This is a genomic window from Telluria sp. BA11 (assembly GCF_056680305.1).
The window spans coordinates 4,136,033-4,159,929 of the sequence record NZ_CM155275.1; the positions used below are offsets into that span (position 1 = coordinate 4,136,033).

Sequence of the window (23,897 nt, forward strand, 5' to 3'; positions counted from 1 at the left end):
CGGCCATGCCAACCAAAGGAGATCACCATGAATAAAGACCAAGTCGAAGGCAAACTGAAAGAAGTTGGCGGCAAAATCCAAGAAGGCGCCGGCAAACTGGTGGACAGCAAGGAACAGCAGGCTAAAGGCCTGGCAAACCAGGTTGAAGGCAAGGTCCAGAACGCCGCTGGCGACGTGCGCGAAGCAGCAGAAGACGCAGCTGACGACGCAAACCGTCCACGTCCACGTCCATAAAACGGACTCCCTCACCAGCCGCGCACAGCGGCAGGTGAATGGGCGAAGAAAAAGCCGCATCGTTTCCGATGCGGCTTTTTTACGTCTGGTGCAACAGCCTTATTTTGCCGGCGTCTCGCCCAGATGACGCTTGAAGTACGATTCAATCAAGCCGTAGACATGACGCTGGTTGGTGCGTCCCGAGATGCCATGCTTGGCGCCCGGATACGTCATCAGGTCGAACTGCACATTGCGCTTGACCAGTTCATCGATCAAGAGCGTCGTGTTCGAGAACAGCACATTGTCATCGGCCATGCCGTGCACCAGCAACAGCGGCGACTTCATCCCATCCAGGTGCGCAAACACGCCGCTGCGCTTGTACGCTTCCGGATCGCCCTTCGGGGTCGCGCCGACGAACTGTTCGGTGTAATGGGTGTCATACAGCGACCAGTCGGTCACCGGCGCCACCGACACGCCCATCGCGATCTTGTCCGATGCGGCCGACAGCAGACGCAGCGTCATGAAACCGCCATAGCTCCAGCCGAACACGCCGATGCGCTTTGGATCGACAAAGCTCTGTTTGGCCAGCCAGTCGATGCCGGTCACCTGGTCTTCGACTTCGTGCTTGCCAAGATTGTTGTACAGCACGTCGGTAAAGGCGCGCTCGCGGCGGCCCGAGCCACGGTTATCGAGGCGGAACACGACGAAACCCTGCTGCGCCATGTATTGGTCAAAATAATTGCCCCAGGCGCGGGTCACGCGCTGCGAGTGCGGGCCGCCGTAGGTGAACAGGAACACCGGATACCGCTTGGTCGCGTCAAAATTGGCCGGCTTGATGATCGAATAGTGCAGCGTCTGGCCATCGTTGGCCTTCATCGTGCCATATTCGGTCGCCAGGTGGTCGGCCAGGTGGCGCGTGTACGGGTGATCGGCATTGAGCTCGTTCTTTTCGATCCACTCGACCATCGCGCCATCGGCGCGGCGGATCGACACCTGCGGCGGGGTGCGCGGGTTCGAATAGGTGTCGACAAACAATTTGCCATTGCCGGCAAACGCCGCGTCGTGCCAGCCGTCGCCCTGCGTGATGCGGGCCGGCTTGTCGGCGCTGCTGCCGTCCAGGGCCAGCGCGTAGGTCTGCTTGTCAATCACGGCGTCGCGGTTCGACGACACGTACACCTTGCCGGCGCCTTCGTCGACCGCCAGTACATCGTCCACGCCCCACGCACCGCGCGAGATCGGGTGCAGCAGCTTGCCGTCCAGGTCGTACAGATACAGGTGGTTATAGCCGCTGCGCTCCGACGCCCAGATGAAGGCCTTGCGGTTTTTCAGGAAGCGCAGGTCGTTGTGAATGCTGACCCAGGTCTTGGAGTTTTCCGAGAACAGCGGGCGCTGGGCCAGCGAGCCGACATCGACGGCCACCAGGTCCAGGCGCTTCTGGTCGCGCGTCTGGCGCTGGTACACGAGCGTCTTGGCGTCGGCGCTGAAATCGGCGCGCACCAGATAAATATCCTTGTCCGCGCCCAGGTCGACCTTGCGCTGCACGCCGGTGGCCGGGTCGACCAGCATCAGGTCGATCAGCACGTTCGGATCGCCCGCGGCCGGGTAGTGCTGGTCGATCACCTCGGTGCGATCGGCGAAGATCTCGAAGCGGCGCACGACCGGCACCGGCGCTTCATCGTAGCGGCGGTAGGCAATGGCAGAATCGTCTGGCGCCCAGTAATAGCCGGTGGTCTGGCTCATTTCTTCCTGCGCGATGAACTCGGCCGCGCCGTTGTGCACGGTGCCCTTGCCATCGGTGGTCAGCTGGCGCTCGGCGCCGCTTTTCAGGTCGATCACAACCAGGTTCTGGTCGCGCACGAACGAGACATAACGGCCGCGCGGCGAGATTTTCGGATCGGTCACGCTGCCCGAGGCGACCTTGCGTGCGTTCTCTGGCTGGGCGGCATCGACGAGGTACAGGTCACCACCGATCGGCACCAGCAATTGCTTGCCATCCGGCGACCAGAAATAATTCAGGATGCCCGACAGGCCGGCAGTGCGGGCGCGCTCGCGGCGTGCTTTTTCTTCGATCGACAAGGCCTCGTTCGGCACCAGTTGCTTCGAATCCACCAGGCGCTGCGTGGCCTTGCTCTTGGTATTGTATTCCCACAGGTCGAGACGGTACTGGTCGTCGGCGCGCGGGCGCAGGAAGGTCACGCGTTCACCGTCGGGCGACACGCGCAGATTGCGCACACTGGCACCGGCCAGCGAAGCGTCGCCATAAATACGGTCGAGGGTCAGACGTTCAGCCATGGCAGGAACGGCCGTGAGAGCGGCCAGAAGGACGAGGAGAGGGCGCATAGTTTCTCTGATGGATGTTTAATTGACAGCAACCGCGAGACGATACCAGAGTCAGACTGCCAGCGCTGTAATGACATGTCATAAAAACTAGGACACCAACGCTTTCGCCACACCCTCGCGAATGCGCTGGCGCGCCAGTTTTTCAAATTGCCAGGTCAGCAGCACCGCCGCAACTGTCAACGCGAACACGAGCCCGATCCAGAACCCGGTGGCTTCCATCGGCGCCGCAGGCGTCCACGGGAACCATTGCGGCGCCAGGCCCAGCACGCAACCGAGTGGCAGCGACAAGCCCCAGAACGAGACCAGCTGGATCACCATTGGCGGGCGCGTTACCTGGTAGCCGCGGATGGCCGACGCGGTGGCAACCTGGGTGGCATCCGACAACTGGAACAGTGCCGCGAACAGCAGCAGGTGGGCCGTCACTTGCTGCACGGCCGGATCGGACGTGTAGGCGGCCGCGATTTCCCAGCGGAAGATGGCAATGAACAATGCCGCCAGCGCGCCGAACGTCAGCGAGACACCCACGCCGACCCAGCCGACGAAGCGCGCCCGCACCGGGTCGCCTTCGCCCATTGCCTGGCCGACGCGGGTGAGCATGCCGATCGCGAAACTGAGCGGCAGCATGAAGACGAGCGACGCAAAATTGAGCGCGATCTGGTGCGCCGACACTTGCACGACGCCATAGCGCGCCACCAGCAGGCTGATCAGGCCAAAAGCGCTGACCTCAGCAAAATACGTCACGCCGATCGGCAGGCCCAGGCGCAGCATGCTGCCGATGGCCGCCGCGTCCGGACCCTCGAAGCGATCGAACGGGTAGGTCATGCGATAGGCGGGCGAGCGCCGCACCCACCACAGCATCACGCCCAGCATCAGCCACATGCCGCTGGCCGTGGCGATCGCGCAGCCGACCGCGCCCAGGCGCGGAAAGCCGAGTTCGCCAAAGACAAGCAACCAGCTCACCAGGGTGTTGTACAGCAGACCGAAAATGGCGATCCACATGATCGGCTTGGTCTGGTTGATGCTCGTCGTGTAGCCGTACAGCGCGCGGTAGACGCCAAACGCCGGCAAGCCGACGCTGATCACGTGCACGACCAGCGACGCCCGCGCGGCGACGTGGGCATCGAGCCCGACATGGTCGAACAGCAGCGTGCACAGGTTGGCAAACAACATCGCAATGGTGCCGACCAACAGCCCTTTCCACATGGCCTGGCGCACCGAGTGGGGCACCTGATCATGCCGCGCGGCGCCCATTTCGTGCGCGACAACGGTATTGATCGCCATCATCGTGCCCATCACGGTCACCAGCACGATCGACCACACGGCCGTGCCAAGCGACACGGCCGCCAGTTCTTCGGCGCTGACGTGCCCGGTCATGGCGACATCGACCACGCCCATCCCGACGGTGGCCAGCTGGCCGACCAGCACGGGCCACGACAGGCGCCACAGGGTGAGAATTTCGGTACGGATCGGTGTGGCGGAGGTGGTCATGATGCGGGCTCGACTAAAGGAACCCGGGATTTTACTGACTTATTGTCAAGGTCGGTGGAAGCCGCACTGTCCACGCGCTGCAACGTGTCGTTTATCCGCGCGCATCCATTGCGCTTTCACAACGGCCATGCGCGCGATCTGACCGACCGTAGCGTGTCAGCCTGAGGGAGAATGCAATGAAAGCGCTGTTGCCCTACTACGAGCGCGAGCTGGTCTACCTGAACACGGTCGGCCGCGAGCTTGCCCACCAGTATCCGAAGCTGGCTGCCGAGCTGGGCCTGGGACCGGAAGGCAGCGAGGATCCGCACATCCGGCGCCTGATCCAGGCATGCGCGCTGCTCAATGCGCGCACCGCGAAAAAGCTCGACGACGATTATCCGGAATTCACCGAGGCGCTGCTCGGCAGCCTGTATCCGCATTTCCTGCACGGCATCCCGAGCTGCTCGATTGTGCGCGTCGACGACAGCGACCGCCAGGCCAGCTCGGTCACGCTTGGCCATGTGCACGTGGTGCCGCGCGGTACCGAGATGACGTCGCTGGCCGCGCGCGGCGCGCCATGCCGCTTCCGCACGACGGCCGACCTGGCGCTGGCGCCAGTGACGGTCACGCGCGCCTGGTTCTTGCCGGTGGCGCAGGTGCCGCCGCCGCTCCGGCTGCCGGCCCGCGCCAGCGCGCGCATCAGCATCAGTATCGACAGCGCCATACCGTGCCGGCTGTTGCCCAGGCTTGGCCTGGCGCGCCTGCGGCTGCACGTCGACGGCGACGCGCTGCTGACGGCCGCGCTCATCGACAGCCTGTGCCTGCACACGCTGGAAACGTGGGTCGAGACAGAAGGGCAGGATCGCTGGCGCCGCCTGGACTGCCCGGCCTTGTCGCTCGGCGGCCTCGAGCCGGACGAAGCGCTGGTGCCCGAACCGGCGCATGCCCATCCCGCCTACCGCTTGCTGACCGAGTACTTTGCCTTCCCCGACAAGTTCCACTTCCTCGACGTCGACCTGGCGGCGCTGGCGCCGATGTTTCCCGCTGGCGCGCGCCGCTTCACGCTGCACGTGCTGCTGACTGGCCTGCACGCGGACGCCGGTCCGGCGCGTGTCCTGCGCGCGCTGTCGCACCAGCACTTGCTCGCGGGCTGCGCGCCGGTGGTCAATTTGTTCCGGCAAGCGGCGGCGCCGGTGCGCATCACGCACCGTTCAGCCCTGTACGACGTGGTGCCGGGCCGGCACGAAGACGATGTCGAAGTCTATAGCATCGACGCAGTCCAGGTGCTGACGACGCGTAGTGGCAAGACGACCGGCGTGACCTATCGCCCCTGTTATGGCCTGCGCCATGGCGAAGGCGGCGAGGGCCAGCGCTACTGGTTCGACCGCCGCATTGATGGAGGCGATCGCCGGCACCGCATGCAGATCGCCTTCAGCGACGACGACACGGCGCTGGCCGGACCCGAGCCAGCGATCGCGTCGATCGACCTGACCTGCAGCAACGGCCCGGCGGCCTGCGCGGTAGGCGTCGGCGCGTCGGGCGGCGACTTGGCCAGCGAAACGGCGACGAGCGGCGTGCCCATCCGCCTGTTGCGCAAGCCATCGGCGCCGCTGCACTTCGGCAACCGCGACGGCACCGGCTGGCGCCTCGTGGCCCAGCTGGCGCTGAATCACCGTTCGCTGGCTCAGCTCGACGCCTTCCGCGACACGCTGGCGCTGTACGACCTGGCGCGCTCAGGCAGTTCGCAGCGCCAGATCGCCGGCCTCACCGCGCTGGCCACGCTGCCAGCCACGGCGTGGCTGCGCAACCGGCACGGCGCCACGCTCGTGCACGGCACCGAGGTGCGGCTGACGCTGGACGAAGAAGCATTTGCCGGCAGCAGCGTGTTCGTCTTCGCGCAGGTAGTCAGCCGCTTTCTGGGGCTCTATGTTCACCTGAACAGTTTCACGCGACTGGTGTTGATCTCTGGCCAGAGCGGCAAGGAGCTTCTGCGCTGTGAGCCACGCAGTGGCAGTCTGACGCTGGTGTAGTGGGTGATTGCCGACCTGCTGGCGCATCCGCAGCGCTACGAATTTTTCCAGGCAGTGCGCCTGCTGTTGCGCTGGCTCGGCCGGCAGGGAATCGGCCCCGAGCAGGCGCTTGGCGGCATCATTCGCTTTCGCAACAGCGTCGGACTGGGCTTTCCACCGAGCGAGATCGAGGCCATCGAGCCTGGCACCGGGGACGTGCCGGCAATCACGATCACACCCGCGATGATGGGGTTGCTCGGCACGATGGGCGCCTTGCCGCTGCACTATACCGAACGGTTCGCCGCCTGGGAGTTGCGCAACCGCGACGAAGGGCCGCGTGCCTTTCTCGATCTGTTTTCCAGCCGCCAGGTGGCGCTGTTTTACCGCGCCTGGTGCAAGTACCGGGTGCGGCAACCGCTGGCGGCGGGCGCCGACCGTTTTCAGCCGCTGCTGCTGGCGCTGGCTGGCGGGGCGTCGGGGCAGCAAGACATGGCTGGCGCCGATGCCATGGCCCGGTTTGCCGCGCCGCTGCGCAGCCGCGTGGTCAGCGCCGACCTGATCGCTGGCGTACTCGGCGCCTGCTTTGGCGTGGCAGTGCGTGTCGAGCAATTTACCGGGCGCTGGGATGTGCTCGCACCGGGCCGGCGCACGCTGCTTGCCCAGGGCAATTGTGTGCTGGGGGCGGGCGCAACTGCAGGGGCGCGGCTGCTGCGGCCCGAGCTCGGCATCCGCATTCGTCTGGGCCCGGTGAGCGCCGCCGAGTTCGAGCGGTTCCTCCCGGGGCAGGAGGGCAGCCGCGCATTGGCTGCGTTGCTCCGACGCTTTGCCATCGACGTGCCGTATCGCACTCTGCAAGTCGTGCTGCGGCGCGAGGCGGTCCATGGTGTCCAGCTCGGCGGTTCGACGCGGCTGGGGCTGGATGGCTTCCTGTGTACGCGGGATGCACTAAGCGATCGCGACGACATGTGCTACCTGCTCGACTAACATGTTCGATTCCTGACGGCATACGCGCGCCACACATGTGACGGGCAGCCTACAATCGATGTCAACGAATTAACAAACCATCGACCAGGAGGCACCATGCAACAAGCAGAAAACATGCAGCCGGCAGATCATCTCGAACCAGCAGCAACCCAATCACTTGAAGGGCGCCGCGTCGCGGTCCTGATGACCGACGGCGTCGAGCAAGTCGAATACACGAAGCCGCGCCAGTTCCTCGAAGCGCAGGGCGTGACGGTCGTGCTGATCTCGCCAAAGAAAGTGGGCGAACAGATCCAGGGCTTCAATCACCTCGAACCATGCGACAAATACGCGGTCGAACTGAACGTGGAAGACGCCAACGCAGATGACTACGATCTGCTCCTGCTGCCGGGCGGCGTGGCCAATCCCGACAATCTGCGCTCGAGCCCGGAATCGATCGCCTTCATCAAGGCGTTTGGCGATGGCGACAAGCCGATTGCCGCGATCTGCCATGGCCCGTGGCCGCTGATCGACGCTGGCATTGCCGAGTCGAAGCACATGACCAGCTGGCCGACGCTGCAGATCGACCTGGTCAATGCCGGCGCCGAATGGACCGATGACGAAGTGGTGGTCGACGGCAAACTGATCACGAGCCGCAAGCCGGACGATATTCCGGCGTTTAACGAAGCCATCATGAAGCAATTGATGGTGCAGCAAGAGGCTGGCACCGATCCTGGGCCGACCTCGTAATGTCCTAGTCGTCAGCGGGCGGGCCGCGTCACTGCAAGTGTTCCCACAGCGTGACGCAGCCGACCGCGATCAATACCAGGCCGCCGAAGATCTCGGCGCGCTTGCCCGCCAGGGCGCCGATACGGCGTCCTACCAGCATGCCCAGCGTTACCATCGTCAGCGTCGCTAGGCCAATGGCCAGCGCCGGCCAGACGATATGGGTGGCCGTAAAGGCCAGACTTACGCCGACGACCATGGCGTCGATGCTGGTGGCGAAACCCGTCAATGCCAGCAGCCACAGTGGCCGGTTCGAGTCTTCGGCATCTTCCGGTGGGGATAAGCCTTCGTGGATCATGCGCACGCCCAGTCCGCAGAGCAAGACGAACGCCACCCAGTGATCCCAGCTCTCGACGTAGGAAGCGGCAATGCTGCCCAGCGCCCAGCCGACCAGCGGCGTCACACCCTCGATCACACCGAACAGCAGGCCCACCTTCAACGCATCCTTGAACCGTACATGATGGCGGCGTGCGCCCATGGCAATGGCGACGGCAAAAGCGTCGGTAGACATGGCGAAGGCGAGGATGAGGATGGCAACGAGAGACATGACAGCTTTCCGATCGGGCACGACACAAGGCATGTCGCGTGGCCCGAACGTCACGCAAACATGCCAATGGTCTTGCCAACCAGAAGGCTTGCGCACCATGACGTTGAGCGTCAAGTATGTTGATGCGACAAACTTCCGAAAGAGGAAGCAGGCTACTCCCCAAGGGCGGCGCTATGGTAACTCAGCGGTAGCTAATCGGCAAGGCGCGTTATGTGCGCGTGATGGGGGCGTTAAGGATGTGTTAGCACCACATTGTCAGCATCAAGCGAGAACGGTGCGGCGCCCGGGTGCCCACATCAGCGCGCGGCCGATCGGTAACTCGACGCCGTGATGGAACAGGGCGCCGGCGATCATACTGGCAATCCAGGCGAGGATGACGCCGGCAGTTTGCACAAGCACGTCCTGCGGCGCGAAGCGGGTGAATGCCGCATTGATGACTAGGCACACAGGAAAATGCACCAGGAACACGGAGAACGAGATGTTCCCGGCGTTACTGACGACGCGCCATCGGCCAGGTGCAGTCGACGCGGACTGCATGCGGCCGAACGCGACCAGCACACACGCGACGAGCAGCGCAAGTGCAATGCGGCTGCGGAAGTCGACCGTCAGCGCGAGCAGCGCTGGCACCGCCATCAGTAGCAGCAGGATGGCGACGGAGCGCGGCCGACGGGTGGGATCGCTCGCCCACCAGGCCAGCGATCCCAGGCCATAACTGCCGAGAAAGTAGGGCGCCCAGACATCCCAGTCGGCATCCAGGTTGAAGTACAGCAGCGAGGCACCGGTGGCAATGGCCGTCATGGCCGGGGTCAGGTACGCAGGCATGGGTTGTGCCGATACGCGGCTGCAAGCCCACAGCAGGATGCTGAACATGGCATACAGCTGCAGATCGATGGCGACGTACCAGGCGCCGGCCGACAGCGCGTCGTAGGCGAGTACGTCGTGCAGCAGGAGCGCGTGTGCGAGCAATTGTCCGCCGCTGGGCGGTGCGGAGATGGCGTCGTGTGTCATCCACAAGCCTGCTAGCCACGAGGCAGCGACGGCCAGCAGGATCGCGACGAAGAACGGCGGGGCCAGCTTGGTGTAGCGGCGCAGGATGGTTTTTAACGGATTTGCCGGGCCGGACAGCGCCTGGGGTGACAATGATTTTGCGGCAAGGAAACCGCCGATGACAAGGAAGACCTGGACCGCGATGCGGGCGTCCTGGGCGAGCCAGTCGATCAGGTCAGGGAGTGCCTCGCGGGTGTAGTCGGCCATGGGGCCGTAGAAGGCCAGGTGGTGCAGGACGATCAGTTGGGCGGAGATGGCTTTGAGCAGGTTGATCGTGGCGTATTCTGCGGGGCGTTGTGACGGGGTTATCGGCGTGATGCTGGGGGTGGACTTCATGTGTTTTCCGGGATGCTGCTGACGCGCTTGGTGGGGCGCTATCATAGCTGATCTTGCTAGAAAGACATGGTGGGGCGGTGTGTGGGGTAGGGTTTTGTTTTTGGCTTGGCTTGCAGTGATTGCTTTCTGATCGAAACCTGCGGCGTTTCAGCAGAGGCGGGAGGGCAAGAAATCGCCTTGGCGATTTCCCTCTGGTCAGGCGAATCGGAGAGCCTTGCGCTTGCAAGCGCAAGGCGGATTTCCGGCGGGGAGCAGTGCTCCCCGAATTCCCGGAAATCCCCCGCGTCCCGCGGGTTCGAGTCCCGCCGCCTGGAGCGCAGGCGAAAAAAAACCGTCCACTGGACGGTTTTTTAGGAATACTGGTGGAGGCGGCGGGAATCGAACCCGCGTCCGCAAGCACTCTACAGACAGTTCTACATACTTAGCACTATCATTTAATTTAGCCCGTACAGCGCGGATGTGCACGCTTTGGACAGGCGAGTTACCTTAAATTTCGGAAACAACCAAGTAACCCGGCTGAGTCCTAGCCTCTGTAAATGACTCTACTAGTCTTGCGACTCACCCCAGAGGCGAGGTGTTGTAGAGCTAGCAGCAATTAAGCTGCTTGTGCGTACGAGTTATCGTTTGCAGTTATTGATTTCTGGATGTATTTACGAGGTAACCAGTCCTCGGTATGCCCTGCGCTGCTTTGCAACCCACGTCGAAACCAGGTCGCCCCCAGTGTCGAGAAGTTTTATTGTACCCCATGCGTGGGTGATGTACACCCGTTTTCATTAGAAGCGCCTTAAAGTCGCTGTTGGTGAGAAACCCACAATGCATGCTCGAATTGCAATATGCTCGTCAGATTCATCATGTAACGACAGGGCTCGTAATGACATGCATCGTTTGTGGCGGTTCGCAGATCGCAGGACTGACTGGCTGGCACGCAACATGCCGCGGTTGTCGTTATGAAAGCGCCGCGTTGAGGCCGGCGATCAATGCGCCCAGCACCGTACCCATGGATGAGGCACAGCGCGAGGCGGCGCTGAAGGCATTGCGCGTCCAGAATTTCAACACGATCGTCGGCTATGCCAAACAGCATGTTTCGGCCAGCAAGCCGCGGCTGCTCGACGTAGGCAGCGCACATGGCTGGTTTCTGGAGGCGGCACGCGGGCAATTCGATGTGCTGGGTGTCGAGCCCGATGCTGAGGTAGGCGGGCGTGCGGCTGCGCGTGGTTTGCCGGTGCGCTCGGGGTATTTTCCTGATGCCGTGGGCCGCGACGAGCGTTTCGATGCGATCGTTTTCAACGATGTGATCGAGCATATTCCCGATATTCACAGCGCACTGGCAGCTTGCCACGCGCATCTGAATGACGGCGGCATCCTGATCCTGAACCTGCCCAGTAGCCGTGGCTTTTTCTATCGCGTGTCCAAGGTGTTGGCCCGGATCGGCTGGCGCGGACCGTTCGAGCGCATGTGGCAAAAAGATATGCCATCGCCACACGTTCACTATTTTGACCCGCGCAATCTGCGCGAACTGGTGCTCAAGCAAGGGTTCACGATGGCAAAAACGGCCGAGTTGCCTGCACTGCGCGCGGAAGGCCTCATGGAACGGCTGCGCTACGTGGGCAAGGCCGCACCGGTGTCGCTGTATCTCCAGTACATCGTGATTCGCTGCGCCATCCCGGTCCTGAGCGTTTTCCCGAGCGACATCATCGTCAGCATCTTCACGAAAAAAGCCGCAAGCTGATCAGCTTGCGGCCAAGGGGAGGTGTTGGGTTGTCGCGTGCTTGGTTGTCGCGTGCTTAGCGGTTGCGGTTGGCAATTTCGTTGCCGAGCATGCCGCCGCCGATCACGCCGGCCACGGTGGCCAGTTTCTTGCCATTGCCGCCGCCAATCTGATTGCCGATCAAGCCGCCGATGACGGCGCCGGTACCGATGCCGACATAGTTCGGCTGCGCTGGTGCTGGCTCAGCGTAACGCGGCTGTTCATAGCGTACTGGCTTCGGCGCGGCGTGCACCACGCGGGTTTTCTCGACCACGCGCACCACCGGCTTTTCCTTGATGATCACCGTCGGCTGCTGCTGCTGCTGCTGGGCCACTGGCTGGGCATACGCCAGCTGATTGGCGGGCACCATCGCCGGCACCATCGCAGGGACCAGTTGCTGCTGGTTAGCGGCGACCGGCACCAGCTGGCCATTCTGGACCATGTAACCGTTAGGCACCTGCAGGCCAGGCTGCTGCATGCCTGGCTGCTGCAGATTGTAGGGCGACGTGGCTGCCAGTGGCATTGGCTCGGGCGCGCTCTTGGACGATGGCAGCAGACCAGTGATCGCTGCGGCACCGGTCAGGCTGACGATGATGACCGACGCTGCTGCGGCTGCCATCATTGGGTGAATGCGGTTGGTGGTGTTTTCCATGATCTGCTCCAGTAAGTTATTGCTTGTTTGTATGGATGTAGATTACTGGCGAGCTCGCTTCCAAGCTAGACGCATCCCTGTATCAATCGTAAAGAGATGTAAGCCACCATCCCTGGTGGGCATAAACAAAAATGGCGCCCGGAGGAGGGCGCCATTGTGGAACGAAGTCAGTGCGAAATCAGTTTGACCGCTCGATCAGGCTGCCCGATCCGCGCGCGACGTGCGATCTGCAGCATCGCGCAGTGCAGCCAGCAATTGCTCCGGTGTGTCGAACAGATAATCAGCGCCCCAGGTCGACGGTGCAATCGCGCCGCAGTAACCCCAGGCGCAGGCCACCGTGATCATGCCGGCTGCCTTGCCGGCCTCGATATCGCGCAGGTCGTCACCCACGTACCAGCACTGTTCTGGTGCGACGCCCAGGCGGCGGGCCCCTTCAAGCACGGGCGCCGGGTGTGGCTTGGCGAACGCCGTCGTGTCGCCCGACACGATGCAGCCGGCGTGCGCCAGCGCGATCTGCGGCACCAGCGGGTCGGTAAAGCGCGACGGTTTATTGGTGACGATGCCCCACGCCATGCCGGCTTGTTCGATGCCAGTGAGCAGTTCATTGATGCCATCGAACAGCGTCGTATGGGTCGACATCGCGGTCTGGTAGCGGTCGAACCAGGCCAGGCGCAGTTCTTCGTAACCATCGTCGCCCGGCGCCAGGCCAAAGGCAGCGCCGATCATGCCGCGCGCACCGGCCGACGCGGTAGGGCGTAACACCTCGTACGGCGTCTCGGCCAGGCCGCGCTCGGTGCGTAGCCAGTTGACAGCCGCAGCCAGGTCGGGCGCGGTGTCGGCCAGCGTGCCATCGAGGTCGAACAGGACGGCGCGCGGCGCCGGAATCGAAGCAGGGAAGGTCATCGGATCACAGGGGTTTGGTGCACGCCACCATGTAGTTCACACTGGTGTCGCTGTTGAGCGAATAAATTTTGGTCAGCGGATTGTAGGTCAGGCCCTTGAGGCCATCGACCTGCAGGCCGGCCTGACGCACGAACTGCGACAGCTCGGCCGGTGTGATGAACTTGCCGTAGTCGTGCGTGCCGCGCGGCAGCATGCGCAGGATGTACTCGGCGCCGATCACGGCAAACAGGTACGACTTCGGATTGCGGTTGAGCGTCGAGAAGAACAGGTGGCCGCCCGGTTTGACGAGCGCTGCCGCGGCGCGCACGATCGAGGCGGGGTCGGGCACGTGTTCCAGCATTTCCATGCAGGTGACCACGTCGAACTGGCCCGGCTCTGCCAGGGCCATGTCTTCGGCAGCGATGTGCTTGTAACGCACCTCGACGCCTGATTCGAGGCTGTGCAGGTCAGCGACCTTCAGCGCTTTTTCCGACAAATCGATGCCGGTGACCTTGGCACCTTTTTTCGCCATCGACTCGGACAGCACGCCGCCGCCGCAACCGATATCGATCACGTTCTTGCCGGCCAGCGGCACGCGCGCGTTGATCCATTCAAGGCGCAGGGGATTGATCTCGTGCAGCGGCCGGAATTCCGAGGTTGGATCCCACCAGCGGTGGGCCAGTTCGCTGAACTTCTGAATTTCTGATGGGTCTGAATTTGTCGTCGTCATAGCTCGGAATAATAACGGAAATCGACATTGCCCGGCGGGCAAGGTCGCCCCCGTGCAGACGGGGGGCGAATTTATCGCTGCGCGCATGAAAAAACCCCGCCGTAGCGGGGTTTTTATGGAACCGGTAAGGGTTCTGCGGGGCCTGATTACTTGGCGGCGCCGCGGGTACCGACCACTTCGATTTCCACGCGACGGTTCTGTGCGCGGCCTTCGGCAGTCGCGTTGTCCGCTTTAGGCTGGCTCTCGCCCTTGCCTTCGGTGTAGATGCGGGTTTCTTCGATGCCCTTGCCCTTCAGGTAAGCCTTGACAGCTTCTGCACGGCGGATCGACAGTTTCTGGTTGTACGCATCGGTACCGACCGAGTCAGTGTGACCGACGGCGATGATGACTTCCAGGTTCATGTCGCCCAGCTTGCCGCTCAGTTCGTCCAGCGATGCCTTGCCGGCTGGCTTCAGGATCGCCTTGTCGAAGTCGAAGAATGCGTCGGCCGAGTAGCTGACTTTTTCCGAGGTTGGCACTGGGGCTGCTTCAGGCACTGGTGCCGGTGCTGGTGCAGGGGCGACAGGCGCTGGTGGCGCGACGCACTTGCCGTTTTCAAGCTTTTCTGGCTCGACGCACAGAGGCGCGTCGCAACCTGGGACCGCATCGGCCGGGGTCCAGTAGCCGGTACGCCAGCACAGACCGAAAGGATTGCGTGCGATCACGCCGCGGCTGTCCTGCACATAAGCGCTGTATGGGGTGCGCGCTTGCAGGTCAGTGGTCAGCGGCGCATAAGGTGGGGCGCTTTGGGCAGAAGCGACGCCCGCGATGGCGGCCGTTGCTGCGAACAGAACAGTGATCATTTTTTTCATATTCTTTTCCTTTCGGTAAATTCCGTGTCGATTCAGACAGTCTCCATGTGGTCATAACAATAACATGGTGGCTGCTCTGTCCGTTTCGTATTGTGAAACAAGCAATTGACTTCCTGGCCATTCTGCCACACGCACCAAAATCGTACGACTGCACCTAAATCAAACACCGAGCATTTGTTGCTTGACGTTGTTTAAGCGCAACATTTATGCAAGCAGGCGTCACTGGTGACGACAATACTGGAACTTTTAGTGAGTCCAGTCCGGATTTCCCGTGCCAAAAAGGCATGGGCCGGAATTGAGCAACTACTATGTTGCGCGTGGTAGAATCGCCCGCTGTAACTTATAACTTTCGCCTGAAAGCAGTCGACCCGCCAATGGATCAATTCGCAAAAGAAACAGTCCCGATTTCCCTCGAAGAAGAGATGCGCAAGAGCTATCTCGATTACGCGATGAGCGTGATCGTCGGCCGCGCACTGCCGGATGTCCGCGACGGCCTGAAGCCGGTGCACCGCCGCGTCCTGTACGCGATGCACGAAATGAACAACGTGTGGAACCGGCCTTACCTGAAGTGCGCGCGCGTCGTCGGCGACACGATGGGCAAATTCCACCCGCACGGCGACTCGTCGATCTACGACACGCTCGTGCGCATGGCGCAAGACTTCTCGCTGCGCTACACGCTGGTCGATGGTCAGGGCAACTTCGGCTCCATCGACGGCGACAGCGCCGCGGCGATGCGTTACACCGAGTGCCGCCTGGACAAGATTGCCGGTGAAATTCTGGCCGACATCGACAAGGACACCGTCGACTTCCAGCCGAACTACGACGGCAAAGAGAAAGAGCCGACCGTCCTGCCAACCCGCATCCCGAACCTGTTGATCAATGGTTCGTCGGGCATCGCGGTCGGCATGGCCACCAATATTCCGCCGCACAACCTGTCCGAAGTGATTGCTGGCGCGATGCACGTGCTGCACAACCCGGATTGCACGATTGACGAGCTGATCGAGCTGATCCCGGCGCCGGACTTCCCGACCGCCGGCATCATCTATGGCGTCTCGGGCGTGCGCGACGGTTACCGTACCGGCCGTGGCCGCGTCGTGATGCGCGCCAAGACCCACTTCGAAGAAATCGGCCGCGACGGTGCCCGTACGGCGATCATCATCGATGAGCTGCCGTACCAGGTGAACAAGAAGTCGCTGCTCGAGCGCATCGCCGAGAACGTGCGCGACAAGAAGCTCGAAGGCATTTCCGACATCCGCGACGAGTCCGACAAGTCGGGCATGCGCGTCGTGATCGAACTCAAGCGCGGCGAAGTCCCTGAAGTCGTACTGAACAACCTGTACAAGCAAACGCAGCTGCAAGACACGTTCGGCATGAACATGGTGGCTCTGGTCAATGGCCAGCCGAAGCTGCTGAACCTCAAGCAGATGCTCGAGTGCTTCCTGTCGCACCGCCGCGAAGTCGTCACGCGCCGTACCGTGTTCGAACTGCGCAAGGCGCGCGACCGCGGCCACATGCTCGAAGGCCTGGCCGTTGCGCTGGCCAATATCGACGACTTCATCGCGATCATCAAGGCGGCGCCATCGCCACCGGTCGCCAAGGTCGAGCTGATGCAGCAAGCCTGGGATTCGTCCCTGGTCCGTGAAATGCTCAACCGCACCGAAACCGGCGCTGCCGGCGGCATCGAAGCCTTCCGTCCCGAGCACCTGCCAAAGCACTACGGCATGCAGCCAGACGGCCTGTACAAGCTGTCGGACGAACAGGCGCAAGAGATTCTGCAAATGCGTCTGCAGCGCCTGACGGGCCTGGAGCAGGACAAGATCGTCAACGAGTACAAGGAAGTGATGACCCACATCGCCGACCTGCTCGACATCCTGTCCAAACCAGAGCGCGTCACCACGATCATCGTCGACGAAATGACGGCGATCAAATCCGAGTACGCCGACAATGGCAAGGATGCGCGCCGTTCGGCCATCGAGCACAATGCCAGCGACCTCGAAACCGAAGACCTGATCACGCCACAGGACATGGTCGTGACGCTGTCGCACTCGGGCTACATGAAGTCGCAGCCGGTGTCCGAATACCGCGCGCAAAAGCGCGGCGGCCGTGGCAAGCAGGCGATGGCAACGAAAGAAGACGACTGGATCGACCAGCTCTTCATCGCCAACACGCACGACTACATCCTGTGCTTCAGCAACCGTGGCCGCATGTACTGGCTCAAGGTCTGGGAAGTGCCGCAAGGCTCGCGCAACTCGCGCGGCAAGCCGATCGTCAACATGTTCCCTTTGCAGGACAACGAAAAGATCACCGTCGTGCTGCCGCTGCAGGGCGAGAACCGCACCTTCCCTGAAGACCATTACGTGTTCATGTCCACCTCGCTGGGCACGGTCAAGAAGACGCCACTGCGCGACTTCTCCAATCCACGCAAGGCCGGCATCATCGCGGTCGACCTGGACGAGGGCGACGTGCTGGTTGGCGCGGCGCTCACCGACGGCAAGCACGACGTGATGCTGTTCTCCGACGCCGGCAAGGCCGTGCGCTTCGACGAGAACGACGTGCGCCCGATGGGCCGTACGGCGCGCGGCGTGCGCGGCATGAACCTCGAAGAGGGCCAGGAAGTCATCGCGCTGCTGGTGGCCGAGAACGAGCAGCAAACCGTTCTCACCGCGACCGAAAACGGCTTCGGCAAGCGTACCCCGATCACGGAGTACACCCGCCATGGCCGCGGCACGAAGGGCATGATCGCGATCCAGACCTCCGAGCGTAACGGCAAGGTGGTGGCGGCGACCCTGGTCGAGCCAAGCGACGAGATCATGCTGATCACAACAGGCGGCGTGCTGATTCGCACCCGCGTCTCCGAGATCCGCGAGATGGGCCGCGCGACGCAGGGCGTGACCCTCATCGCCGTGGAAGACGGCACCAAGCTGTCGGGCCTGCAGCGCATCGTCGAAACCGACCTCGAAGAAGTCGAGTTCGAGCCGGCGCCCGAGTAACATCGTACTGAGCAGGGGCGTGCTGTCGCCCCTGTTGCTGCCACTTCGAATGGCCGGCCCGGCAGGCCGGCCATTGTCCCAAGTCGCCGGGCTCTGCCACCCGCATGGACTCCTGATGAAACACCTTCTTCGTTCCCTGACCCTCGTTGCCGCTGTCGCTGCTGCGCCGTCGTTTGCCGTGGCGCAGACTGCGCCGGCCCCAATGGCCACGGCCGCTGCCGTCAGCCCGCAAGCCAACGCCGCCGTCAAGGAACTGCTCGACGCGATGGACGTGCGCAAGATGATGACCGCGTCGTTCGCCGAGATGGAAAAGGCGCTGCCGCAGATGATGCGCGCGCAGATGACAGCCGTGATCAACGCCGATCCGGGCGCCGATGCCGAGAAAAAGAAGGCTGCACTGGCCAAGGTCGAGCAGGTCTTGCCCGTGGCGTCGCAAGCCATCAACCGCATGTTCAAGGATCCGGCGCTGATCGATGAAATGATGGTCGAAATCGCGCCGCTGTACGCCAGGAACTACACGGTCGCTGAACTGAAGGAACTGACCGCGTTCTACCGCACGCCGCTGGGCCGCAAGATGATGGCCCTGAGCCCGCGCCTGTCTGCCGAAAGCATGGCGATCGGCCAGCGCATCGTCGCACCGCGCCTGAATGGCATGATGCAGGAAGTCATGCAGAGCGCACAAGGCAAATAACCTTCCACGAAAGGACCGCATGACCCAGATCTTCAATTTCTCGGCCGGCCCCGCCGTACTGCCGAAAGAGGTGCTCCAACAGGCCGCGCACGACATGCTCGACTGGCATGGCAGCGGCATGTCGGTGATGGAGATGAGCCACCGTGGTCCCGAATTTTCCAGCATCCACCGCCAGGCGCTGGATGACCTGCGCGAGCTGCTGAACGTGCCGGCCAATTACAAGATCCTGTTCCAGCAGGGCGGGGGGCTTGGGCAGAACGCCATCGTGCCGCTCAACCTGGCCGGTCGCCGCCCAGACCCGGTGATCGACTTTGTCCACACCGGTACCTGGTCGGGCAAGTCGGCCAAGGAAGCGGCGCGCTTTGCGCGCGTGAACATCGCGGCGTCAGGCGAGCCTGAGCACTTCACCCGCGTGCCGGCGCGAGACACCTGGCGCCTGAGCAACGACGCATCGTATCTGCACATCTGCACCAACGAAACCATCGACGGCGTCGAGTACCCTGACGCGCCCGACGTGCCGGCCGATCTGCCGATCGTGGCCGACATGTCGTCGCACATCCTGTCGCGCCAGATTGACATCTCGAAGTACGGCGTGATCTTCGCCGGCGCGCAAAAGAACATCGGCCCGGCGGGCCTGACGCTCGTGATCGTGCGCGATGACCTGCTCGACTTTGCCTCGCCACAGTGCCCGTCGGCCTTCCACTGGAAGACCTGCGCCGAGCACGATTCGCTGTACAACACGCCGCCCACCTATGCGATCTATATCGCGGGGCTCGTGTTCGCGTGGCTCAAGCAGCGCGGCGGCGTGGCGGCGATGGAAGCAGTCAATATCGAAAAAGCGCGCCTGCTGTATGCCGCGCTCGATGCCGATGATTTCTACGCCAACCGCGTGGATCCGGCCTACCGTTCTCGCATGAACATTCCGTTCTACCTGCGCGACGAATCACTGAACGAGCAATTCCTGGCCGGCGCGAAAGAGCGCGGGCTGTTGCAACTGAAGGGCCACAAGTCCGTCGGCGGCATGCGGGCATCCATCTACAACGCGATGCCAATCGAGGGCGTACAGGCCCTCGTCGATTATTTGAACACGTTTGCAGGACGGTAAGCCGTCGCGGTTGAGCACGACGTAGGTGGACGGCTTTGCCGTCCACGCGTCCAATGCACGGCTGATGCGCCCGAACGCAAACAACATCGACCAACCAGCATAACGATGACAGACAAACTCACCCCCTTGCGCGAACGCATCGATGCGATCGACGCACAAATCCTCCAGCTGCTGAGCGAGCGCGGCCAGGTCGCGCAAGCCGTCGGCCACGTGAAGGCCGAAACCAACGCGCCCGTGTTTCGCCCCGAGCGCGAAGCCCAGGTGCTGCGCGGCGTGGCCGAGCGCAATCCCGGTCCGCTCAAGAACAGCGACGTCCAGACGATCTTCCGCGAGATCATGTCGTCCTGCCGCGCCCTTGAAAAGCGTGTCACGGTGGCGTTTCTCGGCCCCACGGGCACCTTCAGCGAGCAGGCCGTGTTCCAGCAGTTCGGCACGGCCATCGACGCGCTGCCGTGCGTGTCGATCGATGAAGTGTTCCGCGCCACCGAGGCCGGCACCGCTGACTTTGGCGTGGTCCCGGTCGAGAATTCGTCCGAGGGCGCCATCAACCGCACCCTCGACCTGCTGCTGGCAACGACCACCATCATCAGCGGTGAAGTCTCGATCGCGGTCCACCACAGCCTGATGACCAAGACCGGCACGATGGACGGCGTGACCGTCGTCTGCGCCCATTCGCAGGCGCTGGCACAATGCCAGGTGTGGCTGAACCAGCATTACCCGAACATCGAGCGCCGCGCGGTGGCCTCGAACGCCGAGGCGGCCGTGCTGGCCAGCCAGGATCCGACGGTCGCCGCGATCGCCAGCGAGATGGCGGGCGAGCAGTATCGCCTGGGCGTCGTGCAGGCCCACATCCAGGACGATCCGCACAACCGCACGCGCTTCGTCGTGATCGGCCAGTTGCAGACCGGCCGCTCGGGCAAGGACCGCACCGGCATCGTGCTGGCCGTGCCGAACAAGGCCGGCGCCGTCTACAACCTGCTCGCGCCTCTTGAAAAACACGGCGTGTCGATGACGCGTTTCGAGTCGCGCCCGGCCCGCATCGGCACCTGGGAGTACTACTTCTACGTCGACATCGAGGGCCACGTGCACGACGCTGCCGTTGCGCGCGCGCTCGAGGAACTCAAGGACAACGCCGCCTTCTTCAAGGTGCTGGGGTCCTACCCGCAAAGCCTTTAAAACGATTACGAGAGAGATTTTCATGTCGACATTTGGTCCTGAATACATCCGTGCCATCGCCCCGTACCAGGCCGGCAAGCCGATCGCCGAAGTGGCCCGCGAATATGGTCTTGACGAAGCAAACATCGTCAAGCTGGCGTCGAACGAAAACCCGTTCGGCATTCCGGCGTCGAGCCGCGCCGCGATGCTCGAAGCAGCAGCAGACCTGGGTCGCTACCCGGACGCCAACGGGTTTGATTTGAAGACCGCGCTGGCCAAGCGCTACGACGTGCCGCTCGAATGGCTCACGCTCGGCAACGGCAGCAACGACATCCTCGAAATCGCGGCGCACGCCTTCGTACAAAAAGGCGAAGCGGTCGTGTACTCGCAGTACTCGTTCGCCGTGTATGCGCTGGCCACGCAAGGCGTCGGTGGCCGCGCGATCGTGGTGCCGGCCGTCGACTATGGTCACGACCTCGATGCGATGGCGGCCGCCATCGATGCCGACACGCGCCTGGTGTACGTCGCCAACCCGAACAACCCGACCGGCACGTTCATCCCGGCCGCGCAGATCGAAGCGTTCCTGCAAAAAGTGCCGGCGCGCGTGATCGTCGTGCTGGACGAAGCGTACAACGAGTACCTGGCGCCCGAACATCAATTCGAGTCAAGCGCCTGGGTACGCAAATACCCGAACCTGATCGTGTCGCGCACGTTCTCGAAGGCCTATGGACTGGCCGGCCTGCGCGTGGGCTTTGCCATCGCGCAGCCAGCGGTCACTGACCTGATGAACCGCATCCGCCAGCCGTTCAACGTCAACTCGCTGGCGCAGGCCGCCGCAGTGGCCGCGCTGAACGACACGCCGTTCCTGGACCAGGGCGCGCGCAACAACGCCGACGGCTATCGCCAGATGATCGCCGCGTTCGAGGAGCTGGGGCTCGAGTACGTGCCATCGTTCGGTAACTTCGTGCTGGTGCGGGTCGGCGACGACGACGGCGCCGGTGCGCGCGTGAACGTGGCGCTGCTCAAGCAGGGCGTGATCGTGCGCCCGGTCGGCAACTACGGTCTGCCGCAGTGGCTGCGCATCTCGATCGGCCTGCCGCAGGAGAACGCGGCCTTCATCGAGGCGTTGAAGAAGGCGCTTCGCTGAATGCTGGACAAGATCGTTATCGTCGGCGTCGGCCTGATTGGCGGTTCGTTCGCGCTGGCGCTCAAACGCGCCGGGCAGGTGCGGGAAGTGGTCGGCATCGGCCGCCATCCCGAAGCGCTGGCCCGGGCGCTGGCCCTTGGCATCATCGACAGGGTCTGTGACGACTATGCCGATGCGATGGACAAGGCTGACCTGGTCATGCTGGCCGCGCCGGTGGCGCAGACGGGGCCGATCCTGGCCGCGCTGCTGCCGCACCTGGCGCCCGGCACGGTCGTCACCGATGCCGGCAGCACCAAGTGCGACGTGGTCGCGGCAGCCCGCGCGGTGCTCGGCGAGCGTGTGCACCAGTTCGTGCCCGGCCACCCGATCGCCGGCAGCGAAGCAAATGGCCCCGACGCCGCACTGGCCGGCCTGTACCAGGGCAAGAAGGCCGTGCTCACGCCGCTGCCCGAGAACGCAGCAAGCGATGTCGAACGTGTCTCCGCCGCCTGGCGCGCCTGCGGCGCCGTGATCCATCAACTGACGCCCCAAGACCATGACCGCGTGTTCGCCGCCGTGAGCCATCTGCCGCACTTGCTGGCCTACGCGCTGGTGGACGACCTCGCCGGCAAGCCGCACGCCGACATGTTGTTCCAGTACGCCGCCAGCGGCTTTCGCGACTTCACGCGCATCGCCGGTTCGTCGCCCGAAATGTGGCGCGACATCAGCCTGGCCAACCGGGCTGCGCTGCTGACCGAGCTGGATGCCTATCTGGCACAATTGACGACGATGCGGGCCATGCTCGCCGCCGGCGACGGGGCCGGATTGCACGATATTTATGCGAACGCGCAGCGCGCCCGCCACGAGTGGCAGATCGCCATCGAAGCTGGCTCGGGTCGCGCGCCAATTCAGGAAAACACATGACGCAGCAAAAACACTATCCGCAGCATATCGATCTCGAACCCGTGCTGCACGCGCAGGGCGTGGTGCGGCTGCCGGGCTCCAAGAGCATCTCGAACCGCACGCTGCTGCTGGCCGCGCTGGCCGAGGGCACGACCACGATCCACGACATGCTCGCGTCGGACGACACGATGGTCATGCTGGGCGCACTGCGCTCGCTGGGCATCCGTTGGGATGAGGTCGACGAGCGCACGGTCATCGTGCATGGCAACGGCGGCGTGCTGCCCGAGGCTGCGGCCGATCTGTTCATGGGCAATGCCGGCACCGCGATCCGGCCGCTGACGGCGGCGCTGGCCGTGATCGGCGGCGACTACACGCTGCATGGCGTCTCGCGCATGCATGAGCGCCCGATCGGCGACCTGGTCGACGCACTGAACGCCGTCGGCGCGCAGATCGAGTACACGGGTGAGCAGGGCTTTCCGCCGCTGCGCATCCGCCGCGGCCACATCACGGCCAACCGCATGGCCGTGCGCGGCAATGTGTCGAGCCAGTTCCTGACCGCGCTCTTGATGGCTGCGCCGCTGATGGCCACCACGCATCCGGTCTCGATCGATGTCGTCGGCGAGCTGATTTCCAAGCCGTACATCGAGATCACGCTGAACCTGATGCGCCGCTTCGGCGTCGAGGTCGAGCAGAATGGCTGGGCCTCGTTCACCGTGCAGCCGGGCCAGCGCTATCAAAGCCCGGGCACGATCCACGTCGAAGGCGATGCGTCGTCGGCGTCGTACTTCCTGGCCGCCGGCGCGATTGCGGGCGGGCCGGTGCGCGTCGAAGGCGTGGGTGAGCACAGCATCCAGGGCGACGTGCGCTTTGCCGATGCGCTCGAACGCATGGGCGCCATTGTCACGCGGGGCGAGAACTGGATCGAGGTGCAATCGAATGGCGTGCTGAAAGCCATCGACGCCGACTTCAACCACATCCCGGATGCGGCGATGACGATCGCGGTGGCGGCGCTGTACGCCGACGGCCCGAGCACGCTGCGCAATATCGCCAGCTGGCGCGTGAAGGAAACCGATCGCCTGAGCGCGATGGCGACCGAACTGCGCAAGGTCGGTGCCGAGGTGGAGGAGGGGCCCGACTACATCCGCATCACGCCGCCGGACGAACTCAAGCCCGCCACGATCGACACCTACGACGACCACCGGATGGCGATGTGCTTCTCGCTCGCGTCACTGGACGGCAAGGCGCGGCGCGGCAACGCGATGCGGATCAACGATCCGAAGTGCGTCGCCAAGACTTTCCCCGACTATTTCGAAGCGTTTGCGGGCATTGCGCGCAACGAGCTGTTTTAATTGACCCGCCC

The 23,897-nt window shown here is 63.3% G+C and carries 20 protein-coding genes, 1 other RNA gene and 1 riboswitch; of the genes, 12 read left to right on the plus strand and 9 right to left on the minus strand.

Going from position 1 to position 23,897, the window contains the following annotated elements; translation table 11 throughout:
• The first annotated feature begins 27 nt into the window (after nucleotides 1–27).
• On the plus strand, nucleotides 28–234 hold the full coding sequence (locus AC1MGT_RS18180; RefSeq protein WP_499501440.1) for a CsbD family protein: 207 nt from the start codon (nucleotides 28–30) through the stop codon (nucleotides 232–234).
• 99 nt (nucleotides 235–333) lie between these two features.
• On the opposite strand, the gene AC1MGT_RS18185 is transcribed toward AC1MGT_RS18180, so the two are convergent.
• Nucleotides 334–2,553 (minus strand): S9 family peptidase, encoded by a 2,220-nt coding sequence (locus AC1MGT_RS18185; protein WP_499501442.1) that lies wholly within the window; start codon nucleotides 2,551–2,553, stop codon nucleotides 334–336.
• Nucleotides 2,554–2,640: 87 nt separating this feature from the next.
• Entirely contained in the window at nucleotides 2,641–4,041 is a 1,401-nt protein-coding gene (locus AC1MGT_RS18190; protein WP_499501445.1) for an MATE family efflux transporter, read from the minus strand.
• Nucleotides 4,042–4,217: 176 nt separating this feature from the next.
• Between AC1MGT_RS18190 and tssF the strand changes: the two genes are divergently transcribed.
• The 3 genes from tssF (at nucleotide 4,218) to AC1MGT_RS18205 (ending at nucleotide 7,739) form a co-directional block, all read left to right on the plus strand.
• Nucleotides 4,218–6,050: a type VI secretion system baseplate subunit TssF gene (tssF, locus tag AC1MGT_RS18195; protein ID WP_499501447.1), complete on the plus strand. Its 1,833-nt coding sequence runs from the start codon at nucleotides 4,218–4,220 to the stop codon at nucleotides 6,048–6,050.
• Nucleotides 6,051–6,053: 3 nt separating this feature from the next.
• Nucleotides 6,054–7,013 (plus strand): type VI secretion system baseplate subunit TssG, encoded by a 960-nt coding sequence (tssG, locus tag AC1MGT_RS18200; protein ID WP_499501449.1) that lies wholly within the window; start codon nucleotides 6,054–6,056, stop codon nucleotides 7,011–7,013.
• Nucleotides 7,014–7,109: 96 nt separating this feature from the next.
• Nucleotides 7,110–7,739: a type 1 glutamine amidotransferase domain-containing protein gene (locus AC1MGT_RS18205; protein ID WP_499501451.1), complete on the plus strand. Its 630-nt coding sequence runs from the start codon at nucleotides 7,110–7,112 to the stop codon at nucleotides 7,737–7,739.
• Between the two features lie 28 nt (nucleotides 7,740–7,767).
• On the opposite strand, the gene AC1MGT_RS18210 is transcribed toward AC1MGT_RS18205, so the two are convergent.
• The 3 genes from AC1MGT_RS18210 to ssrA all read right to left on the minus strand — a co-directional run bounded on the left by AC1MGT_RS18210 (nucleotide 7,768) and on the right by ssrA (nucleotide 10,424).
• Nucleotides 7,768–8,322 carry a manganese efflux pump MntP gene (locus AC1MGT_RS18210; RefSeq protein WP_332530724.1) on the minus strand — a complete coding sequence of 185 codons (555 nt, stop codon included), beginning with the start codon at nucleotides 8,320–8,322 and terminating at the stop codon, nucleotides 7,768–7,770.
• A 3-nt stretch (nucleotides 8,323–8,325) separates the two neighbouring features.
• A riboswitch (yybP-ykoY riboswitch) is annotated at nucleotides 8,326–8,499 on the minus strand.
• 84 nt (nucleotides 8,500–8,583) lie between these two features.
• Nucleotides 8,584–9,705 carry an acyltransferase family protein gene (locus AC1MGT_RS18215; RefSeq protein WP_499501452.1) on the minus strand — a complete coding sequence of 374 codons (1,122 nt, stop codon included), beginning with the start codon at nucleotides 9,703–9,705 and terminating at the stop codon, nucleotides 8,584–8,586.
• 360 nt (nucleotides 9,706–10,065) lie between these two features.
• Nucleotides 10,066–10,424: a transfer-messenger RNA gene (gene ssrA / locus AC1MGT_RS18220) on the minus strand.
• 98 nt (nucleotides 10,425–10,522) lie between these two features.
• Here ssrA and AC1MGT_RS18225 point away from each other — a divergent pair.
• On the plus strand, nucleotides 10,523–11,434 hold the full coding sequence (locus tag AC1MGT_RS18225; protein WP_499501454.1) for a class I SAM-dependent methyltransferase: 912 nt from the start codon (nucleotides 10,523–10,525) through the stop codon (nucleotides 11,432–11,434).
• A gap of 55 nt (nucleotides 11,435–11,489) precedes the next feature.
• On the opposite strand, the gene AC1MGT_RS18230 is transcribed toward AC1MGT_RS18225, so the two are convergent.
• The 4 genes from AC1MGT_RS18230 to ompA all read right to left on the minus strand — a co-directional run bounded on the left by AC1MGT_RS18230 (nucleotide 11,490) and on the right by ompA (nucleotide 14,567).
• Nucleotides 11,490–12,104 (minus strand): glycine zipper 2TM domain-containing protein, encoded by a 615-nt coding sequence (locus tag AC1MGT_RS18230; RefSeq protein WP_499501456.1) that lies wholly within the window; start codon nucleotides 12,102–12,104, stop codon nucleotides 11,490–11,492.
• 195 nt (nucleotides 12,105–12,299) lie between these two features.
• Nucleotides 12,300–13,007, minus strand: coding sequence for an HAD family hydrolase (locus AC1MGT_RS18235; RefSeq protein WP_499501458.1), 708 nt, complete (start codon nucleotides 13,005–13,007; stop codon nucleotides 12,300–12,302).
• 4 nt (nucleotides 13,008–13,011) lie between these two features.
• Complete coding sequence (ubiG, locus tag AC1MGT_RS18240; RefSeq protein WP_183550052.1) at nucleotides 13,012–13,716, minus strand: bifunctional 2-polyprenyl-6-hydroxyphenol methylase/3-demethylubiquinol 3-O-methyltransferase UbiG; 705 nt, start codon at nucleotides 13,714–13,716, stop codon at nucleotides 13,012–13,014.
• A 146-nt stretch (nucleotides 13,717–13,862) separates the two neighbouring features.
• Complete coding sequence (ompA, locus tag AC1MGT_RS18245) at nucleotides 13,863–14,567, minus strand: outer membrane protein OmpA (protein ID WP_183550055.1); 705 nt, start codon at nucleotides 14,565–14,567, stop codon at nucleotides 13,863–13,865.
• Between the two features lie 374 nt (nucleotides 14,568–14,941).
• Here ompA and gyrA point away from each other — a divergent pair, with 374 nt between their 5' ends.
• The 7 genes from gyrA (at nucleotide 14,942) to aroA (ending at nucleotide 23,886) form a co-directional block, all read left to right on the plus strand.
• Nucleotides 14,942–17,557 carry a DNA gyrase subunit A gene (gene gyrA / locus AC1MGT_RS18250; RefSeq protein ID WP_183550057.1) on the plus strand — a complete coding sequence of 872 codons (2,616 nt, stop codon included), beginning with the start codon at nucleotides 14,942–14,944 and terminating at the stop codon, nucleotides 17,555–17,557.
• A gap of 115 nt (nucleotides 17,558–17,672) precedes the next feature.
• Nucleotides 17,673–18,248 carry a DUF2059 domain-containing protein gene (locus AC1MGT_RS18255; protein ID WP_499501460.1) on the plus strand — a complete coding sequence of 192 codons (576 nt, stop codon included), beginning with the start codon at nucleotides 17,673–17,675 and terminating at the stop codon, nucleotides 18,246–18,248.
• Between the two features lie 19 nt (nucleotides 18,249–18,267).
• Nucleotides 18,268–19,353, plus strand: a complete 1,086-nt coding sequence (gene serC, locus AC1MGT_RS18260) for a 3-phosphoserine/phosphohydroxythreonine transaminase (protein WP_499501462.1) — start codon at nucleotides 18,268–18,270, stop codon at nucleotides 19,351–19,353.
• A 105-nt stretch (nucleotides 19,354–19,458) separates the two neighbouring features.
• A complete protein-coding gene (pheA, locus tag AC1MGT_RS18265) occupies nucleotides 19,459–20,529 on the plus strand; it encodes a prephenate dehydratase (RefSeq protein WP_183550066.1) in 1,071 nt (356 codons plus the stop codon).
• 22 nt (nucleotides 20,530–20,551) lie between these two features.
• Complete coding sequence (gene hisC / locus AC1MGT_RS18270) at nucleotides 20,552–21,655, plus strand: histidinol-phosphate transaminase (RefSeq protein ID WP_499501464.1); 1,104 nt, start codon at nucleotides 20,552–20,554, stop codon at nucleotides 21,653–21,655.
• Complete coding sequence (locus AC1MGT_RS18275) at nucleotides 21,656–22,558, plus strand: prephenate dehydrogenase (RefSeq protein WP_499501465.1); 903 nt, start codon at nucleotides 21,656–21,658, stop codon at nucleotides 22,556–22,558. It abuts the gene before it with no gap.
• Nucleotides 22,555–23,886: a 3-phosphoshikimate 1-carboxyvinyltransferase gene (gene aroA / locus AC1MGT_RS18280; protein WP_499501466.1), complete on the plus strand. Its 1,332-nt coding sequence runs from the start codon at nucleotides 22,555–22,557 to the stop codon at nucleotides 23,884–23,886. The genes AC1MGT_RS18275 and aroA overlap by 4 nt, the downstream gene beginning before the upstream one ends.
• Nucleotides 23,887–23,897 lie beyond the last annotated feature (11 nt).

What these genes read in the sequence shown, in the direction of transcription:
- aroA (WP_499501466.1), top strand. Translation starts at nt 22,555, where the DNA reads ATGACGCAGCAAAAACACTATCCGCAGCATATCGATCTCGAACCCGTG.
- serC (WP_499501462.1), top strand. Translation starts at nt 18,268, where the DNA reads ATGACCCAGATCTTCAATTTCTCGGCCGGCCCCGCCGTACTGCCGAAA.
- ubiG (WP_183550052.1), bottom strand. Translation starts at nt 13,716, where the DNA reads ATGACGACGACAAATTCAGACCCATCAGAAATTCAGAAGTTCAGCGAA.
- AC1MGT_RS18230 (WP_499501456.1), bottom strand. Translation starts at nt 12,104, where the DNA reads ATGGAAAACACCACCAACCGCATTCACCCAATGATGGCAGCCGCAGCA.
- AC1MGT_RS18225 (WP_499501454.1), top strand. Translation starts at nt 10,523, where the DNA reads ATGCTCGAATTGCAATATGCTCGTCAGATTCATCATGTAACGACAGGG.
- AC1MGT_RS18185 (WP_499501442.1), bottom strand. Translation starts at nt 2,553, where the DNA reads ATGCGCCCTCTCCTCGTCCTTCTGGCCGCTCTCACGGCCGTTCCTGCC.
- hisC (WP_499501464.1), top strand. Translation starts at nt 20,552, where the DNA reads ATGTCGACATTTGGTCCTGAATACATCCGTGCCATCGCCCCGTACCAG.
- pheA (WP_183550066.1), top strand. Translation starts at nt 19,459, where the DNA reads ATGACAGACAAACTCACCCCCTTGCGCGAACGCATCGATGCGATCGAC.
- AC1MGT_RS18235 (WP_499501458.1), bottom strand. Translation starts at nt 13,007, where the DNA reads ATGACCTTCCCTGCTTCGATTCCGGCGCCGCGCGCCGTCCTGTTCGAC.
- AC1MGT_RS18180 (WP_499501440.1), top strand. Translation starts at nt 28, where the DNA reads ATGAATAAAGACCAAGTCGAAGGCAAACTGAAAGAAGTTGGCGGCAAA.
- AC1MGT_RS18275 (WP_499501465.1), top strand. Translation starts at nt 21,656, where the DNA reads ATGCTGGACAAGATCGTTATCGTCGGCGTCGGCCTGATTGGCGGTTCG.
- AC1MGT_RS18215 (WP_499501452.1), bottom strand. Translation starts at nt 9,705, where the DNA reads ATGAAGTCCACCCCCAGCATCACGCCGATAACCCCGTCACAACGCCCC.
- AC1MGT_RS18190 (WP_499501445.1), bottom strand. Translation starts at nt 4,041, where the DNA reads ATGACCACCTCCGCCACACCGATCCGTACCGAAATTCTCACCCTGTGG.
- AC1MGT_RS18205 (WP_499501451.1), top strand. Translation starts at nt 7,110, where the DNA reads ATGCAACAAGCAGAAAACATGCAGCCGGCAGATCATCTCGAACCAGCA.
- gyrA (WP_183550057.1), top strand. Translation starts at nt 14,942, where the DNA reads ATGGATCAATTCGCAAAAGAAACAGTCCCGATTTCCCTCGAAGAAGAG.
- AC1MGT_RS18255 (WP_499501460.1), top strand. Translation starts at nt 17,673, where the DNA reads ATGAAACACCTTCTTCGTTCCCTGACCCTCGTTGCCGCTGTCGCTGCT.
- tssF (WP_499501447.1), top strand. Translation starts at nt 4,218, where the DNA reads ATGAAAGCGCTGTTGCCCTACTACGAGCGCGAGCTGGTCTACCTGAAC.
- ompA (WP_183550055.1), bottom strand. Translation starts at nt 14,567, where the DNA reads ATGAAAAAAATGATCACTGTTCTGTTCGCAGCAACGGCCGCCATCGCG.
- AC1MGT_RS18210 (WP_332530724.1), bottom strand. Translation starts at nt 8,322, where the DNA reads ATGTCTCTCGTTGCCATCCTCATCCTCGCCTTCGCCATGTCTACCGAC.